This is a genomic window from Bacillus sp. AFS001701 (assembly GCF_002559405.1).
Lineage (GTDB): Bacteria > Bacillota > Bacilli > Bacillales > Bacillaceae_G > Gottfriedia.
On record NZ_NTZO01000156.1, the window covers coordinates 1 to 5,345 of the forward strand.

Consider the following 5,345-nt stretch of genomic DNA (forward strand, 5'->3'; position numbering starts at 1 on the left):
ATTTTAGAGTTACTATGAAGTGTTTTCGAATACTTTGTTCTTTTATATAAAAAATATATTAATGAGCATTAAAAAAGATATTAAACTAAAATAAGGTAATTTAACCAATAGGAAGGGTGAAAAATGGATATTAATAATTTTCTTACAATCCTCCTTATCATCAATATACTTTTAGCAGGAGTACTAGTATTTATTGAAAAAAGAGATGTTGTCGCTACATGGGCGTGGTTAATGATCTTACTTTTTATACCTATAGTGGGATTTTTACTATATCTATTTTTAGGTAGACAGCTAAAACAAAAGAATTTCTACCATCTATCGACCAAAGAAAGTACTTATCTACAATTGGCGGTTACAGACCAGGCTAATAAAATTCATAATGATCAAAGTTTTCTTCAAGATGAGCTATTATCAAAGCATTCACATTTAATTATGATGAATTTAAAGTCAGCTAACGCTTTATTAACGACAGATAACGAGATCCAAACGTTTCGAGATGGACACGAAAAATTTAATTCTTTATTTAAAGACATCCAACTTGCCCAAAAAGAAATTAATGTCCAGTACTATATCATCCAGCGTGATTCGTTAGGAAAGAAACTTAGAGATGAACTTTCAAAAAAAGCGGCAGAAGGTGTGAAAGTACGAGTCCTGTATGATGACATTGGTTCCAAAAGAATTACTCCTTCTTTTTTCAAAGAACTTGTTAAACATGGTGGTGAGGTAAGAGCTTTCTTCCCTTCATTTTTAAGACTCATCAATTTTCGATTAAATAATAGGAATCACAGAAAACTGTGTATTATTGATGGAAGAATTGCTTATATAGGAGGGTTCAATATTGGAAATGAGTATCTTGGTATTGATAAAAAATTTGGTTATTGGCGGGATACTCATTTTCGCATAAAGGGAGAATCAGTAAACCAAATTCAAGGTAGATTTATTTTAGACTGGCAACAAGCTACTAATCAACCTGTACATAATATAGAAGAATTCTCATTTAATAATGTAAAAAATATCGGAAGTACCCCTATCCAAATAGTTGCAAGTGGACCAAATTCAGAAACAGAACACTTAAAAAACATGTATGTTAAGTTAATCATGTCTGCCAAAAAATGCGTTTATATTCAAACACCGTATTTTATTCCAGATACAAGCATTATGGACGCATGCAAAATCGCAATTTTATCCGGTATCGATGTAAGAATAATGATTCCAAGTAAACCTGATCACCCATTCGTGTATTGGGCATCTCTATCGTACGCTGGAGAACTTTTGTCATATGGCGCAAAAATATTACTTTACGAGAATGGTTTTTTACATGCTAAAACAATCGTTATTGATCATGAAGTAGCATCGGTAGGTACTACGAATATTGATACACGTAGTTTTAAATTAAATTTCGAAATTAACGCGATTACCTATTCAGAAGAAAAAGCTTCTGAGCTACAAAATCTTTTTTTACTTGATAGTAACCATAGTAGTGAGCTTACAATTGAAAAATATCAAGAGCGATCAGTCATAATCAAGTTAAAAGAAGCTATCTCACGCCTCTTATCTCCAATATTATGAATAAAAAACATTACTTAACGGTAATGTTTTTATTTATCTTTATGGTTTCAAAATGAAAGGTGATGTGAGCTTTTCTGTAGAATAATGGTTATAGTTAGCAGATTATTAAAAATTCAAAGAAGGTGAAACACATGAGAATTATTAAGAAGATATTTATAGTTTTTTTAATTCTTTCATTTCTATCGATTAGTTTCTTTACAAATCCAACTTCTACCTATGCAGCAAATAAAGTTTATACTGTAACTGCAAATAAATTAAATGTCCGTAGTGGGCCTAGTACATCATATAAGTTAATCGGTTCAGTTAAAAAAGGCCAACTTTTAACGGTTATTAAAAAACACTCCAATGGATGGTATAAAATTAAATTTAAAAAATCAACAGGATTTATAAATGGAAAATATGTGACGGCGGAGTTCACTAATATTAAATCATTAGATAAAAGTATTATTGTTGACTTGAAATATAACACAACCAATAACTTTACTGGCAAACGTATTTATAATTTTAGTCAAGCAATACTTAGGACAAGCACAGCAAAAAAATTAGCAAAAGCAAACACAATACTTAAAGAACAAGGATATACAATTAAAGTATGGGATGCTTATCGTCCTTTATCTGCACAACAAACACTTTGGAACGCATATCCTAATTCGAATTATGTAGCGAAACCTGATCCTAAAAATATCCGTGGGCACCAACTTGGCGCAACGGTGGATATTACACTATGTACTTTAGATGGAAAAGAAGTACAAATGCAATCTAAATTCGATGATTTTTCTTCACGAGCATCTCAAAGTTATAAACGAAGCAGTGTACAGGAAAAAAATTATCAAATTATGGATAAGACAATGAGACAAGTAGGTTTTGAAGGCTATTCTAAAGAATGGTGGCATTACTCAGATAATAATCAAAACTTTAAAGCTATCCAGGTAAATCCTGCAAATTATTAATGATAAAACTCACTTTTGAATAGAATCAAAAGTGAGTTTTTTATAAAAATATGTATTCTATTTAAAATAGAATTATTTCTATTTTGTCCGATGAACAGTTAAGGTTACCTTACTTGTTTCACACATAAACGTTGAAAGGTGGACTGGTTCCTCATTTGAATCATAGGCGATTTTTAGGATTTTAAAGAGATTGGCTCCTATATCGCATTCAAGGTAATTGGCATATACTTTTGTCGCACCGATTACGTCGATGATTTTATCGTTACTTAGGATTTCTGTATTATAGTCCTTTGAGAGAACTTTATATGTGGATTCATCTGTTGCAATTTTCTTTTCCAAATCTGGAAAACGAATTAGTGAGTAATGTGCAATATCATAAAAAAGTGGACGGTCGTTCACATACATAAGTCGCTCAAGCTCTAGTACGCGACTTCCTTCTTCAACTTTAAGATGTTCTGCAACATCCTTTGATGCCGGGATGACTTCACTTCTAAGGATTCGGGAATTTGGAATCATCCCTAGTTGGTGGCTAAACTCCGAGAATCCGCTTACAGATAACAGTTCATTATTAAACTTATTCGAAGCTACAAACGTCCCCCGGCGAGGTATGCGTGTTAATGTACCATCCTTCACTAATTCCTCAATGGCCTTCCGAATAGTAATTCGACTGACATTATACGTTTCACAAAGCTCAGCTTCTGTAGGAATCTGTTGATCTGGTTTATATTTCCCTTGTTGAATATCGTTCTGTAGCATTTGCCTAATCTGCATATAGAGAGGCTGTGGGGTTGAAGAATTTAGGTTCATAATTTTCATCCTATCCGTCAATGTTTTTCAACATTATTATACACTGCCGACTAGTTATCGTCACCATGCACCGAAATAGGTAATTGTTTTTGCAGCCGTTTTGGTTCCCAATTCCAAACACCGTTGGATCGAAAGGCCCTGTAAAGTACCATAAAGAAAACCAGCTATAAAAGAGTCTCCTGCTCCCATCGTATCTACAACGTTATCTTCCAATACCCCAAATTGATAAAAATGTTTCCCGTCGAAAGCTAAAGATCCATTTTCTCCAAGCGTAGCAACAGCAATCTTGGAACCTTGTGTGTTTACATCTTTTAAATATCCCCTGATATATTCATCATCTTTTTTATAGGAAAAAAAGGAATAGTCCACATAACTAGGTAGTGTCTTTACTAAATCGTGCTCTAACTGGTCTGAAAAATCAAATGCAGTAAGTAACCCTCTTTGTTTAAAAAGTGGATAATACTCCTCAACATGTCCCCATATACCAGCGTGGACGAGTTGTTGGGTTTGAATAAACTCCAGTTCTTCATCAGTTAATGTGAACTGTGCCATTACTCCTTCATCGTAATCTCCAAAATGACGGTCATTATTAACCAATTCAACATGGGTAACAGCTGTTTTTCCGATCTTTTTAGAAATAAACGATGTATCTACACCCTTACTTTGAATCGACTTAATCATTTGTTCACCATAGGAATCACTTCCAACCCAGCCGATATACGAAGAAGAGTCTGCCCCTAGCTCTTTTAAGTAGACAGCAACATTTACTGGATTTCCACCGGGATACACTTTCTCGTTTGTAAGATAGACATCCATACAGTTATCGCCGACTGTAACAATTCTCATCTAATCCCTACCTTCTTTTTATTCTAAGAAACGAGCACTACAATGTAGTGCCCACTAATTTTTTTAATATTCTACTTTGCGGTAGTATCTTCTTAGGTCTAATGAGTGGTTTCTTTCCCTTTCAAGGTAAACACTGATTCGACTTAAGACTGCCCAGTTAATACTGACAGAAAAATGTTTTCTAAATTCCTCACTAATGCCTTGCAATTCAAAGTCCTTTGTATCAATAACAGTTAATTGATTCGTAATTTTTTCAGCAAATCTTTCAACACGATCCATCAATGGTCTTGTTTCATCTTCACCTTTAAGCAAAATAACACTAGTATCTTCAACTACTAGTTCAAGCGTACCATGGAAAAACTCCGCTGCATGGATGGATTTTGCATGAATCCATTGCATTTCCTCCAAGATACACATTGCATATGAATAAGTGTTACCCCATAAGTTACCTGAGCCCACCATCATATGGTAATCTGTATCCTTATGTTTAATAGCAAATTCCTCAGCCTTATTATCAAAGTCTTTTACAGCAGCTAAAATTGCTTGTGGCAACAAGGAAACTTCTTTTGTGAACTGTTCATATTGCGGAAATTCATTGTTATTATACATGAAGCGAAATACTACCATGTACAACAACATAAAGAACGTATCAAAGGAATGCTTTTCCGAGCCCGTTGTAATACAGTAATCTACTACCTGCGTTAATGGAGTATTTGGCTCCGCTACTAAAGCAATTGTAGTTGCCCCTCTTTCTTTACAAAACTCTGCCGCTGCAACAGTTTCTTGTGTTGTCCCTGAAACTGAGGTGAAAATACATACTGAATCCTTTGAAAAGTGCTTATTGTTCATGACCATAAACTCGGCAGCGATTTCGGCATGTACATTGATCGTTGAGTTTGATTCTAAAATATATTTATAAGGATACATCATTGCAATCGTTCCGCCAGCACCAATCAAGAAAAGATTGCTGTAATCTTTTTGACAGATTGAATCGACGATATCCTCAATTTTACTTCTAAATGCAAGTCCTTCTTCTTCTACAAGTTTTAAAAATAACGTTTCATCAAATTTTAACATGGTTAGATCCCCCTAAAACATAATTGTTATGTCTTGTATTATAATTAAATATAACAAATAAATCAATCGCTTTTTCAAAAAATTAAGAAGCTAGTA

General features: G+C 33.8%; 5 protein-coding genes. 2 read left to right on the forward strand and 3 right to left on the reverse strand.

Annotated elements, in window-relative coordinates; genetic code table 11:
* Nucleotides 1–123: 123 nt before the first annotated feature.
* Together cls and CN514_RS12220 are read left to right on the forward strand one after the other, a co-directional pair.
* On the forward strand, nt 124–1,569 hold the full coding sequence (gene cls / locus CN514_RS12215; RefSeq protein WP_098232823.1) for a cardiolipin synthase: 1,446 nt from the start codon (nt 124–126) through the stop codon (nt 1,567–1,569).
* 131 nt (nt 1,570–1,700) lie between these two features.
* The gene (locus tag CN514_RS12220) at nt 1,701–2,519 is read left to right on the forward strand and encodes a M15 family metallopeptidase (protein ID WP_098232824.1); all 819 of its coding nucleotides are present in this window, start codon (nt 1,701–1,703) and stop codon (nt 2,517–2,519) included.
* Between the two features lie 78 nt (nt 2,520–2,597).
* On the opposite strand, the gene CN514_RS12225 is transcribed toward CN514_RS12220, so the two are convergent.
* The 3 genes from CN514_RS12225 to CN514_RS12235 all read right to left on the reverse strand — a co-directional run bounded on the left by CN514_RS12225 (nt 2,598) and on the right by CN514_RS12235 (nt 5,249).
* Nucleotides 2,598–3,326, reverse strand: a complete 729-nt coding sequence (locus CN514_RS12225) for a GntR family transcriptional regulator (RefSeq protein ID WP_098232825.1) — start codon at nt 3,324–3,326, stop codon at nt 2,598–2,600.
* Nucleotides 3,327–3,386: 60 nt separating this feature from the next.
* A complete protein-coding gene (frlD, locus tag CN514_RS12230) occupies nt 3,387–4,172 on the reverse strand; it encodes a fructoselysine 6-kinase (RefSeq protein ID WP_098232826.1) in 786 nt (261 codons plus the stop codon).
* 63 nt (nt 4,173–4,235) lie between these two features.
* The gene (locus tag CN514_RS12235; RefSeq protein WP_098232827.1) at nt 4,236–5,249 is read right to left on the reverse strand and encodes an SIS domain-containing protein; all 1,014 of its coding nucleotides are present in this window, start codon (nt 5,247–5,249) and stop codon (nt 4,236–4,238) included.
* Nucleotides 5,250–5,345 lie beyond the last annotated feature (96 nt).

Coding starts and splice junctions, on each gene's coding strand:
- cls (WP_098232823.1), top strand. CDS start 124: ATGGATATTAATAATTTTCTTACAATCCTCCTTATCATCAATATACTT.
- CN514_RS12220 (WP_098232824.1), top strand. CDS start 1,701: ATGAGAATTATTAAGAAGATATTTATAGTTTTTTTAATTCTTTCATTT.
- CN514_RS12225 (WP_098232825.1), bottom strand. CDS start 3,326: ATGAACCTAAATTCTTCAACCCCACAGCCTCTCTATATGCAGATTAGG.
- frlD (WP_098232826.1), bottom strand. CDS start 4,172: ATGAGAATTGTTACAGTCGGCGATAACTGTATGGATGTCTATCTTACA.
- CN514_RS12235 (WP_098232827.1), bottom strand. CDS start 5,249: ATGTTAAAATTTGATGAAACGTTATTTTTAAAACTTGTAGAAGAAGAA.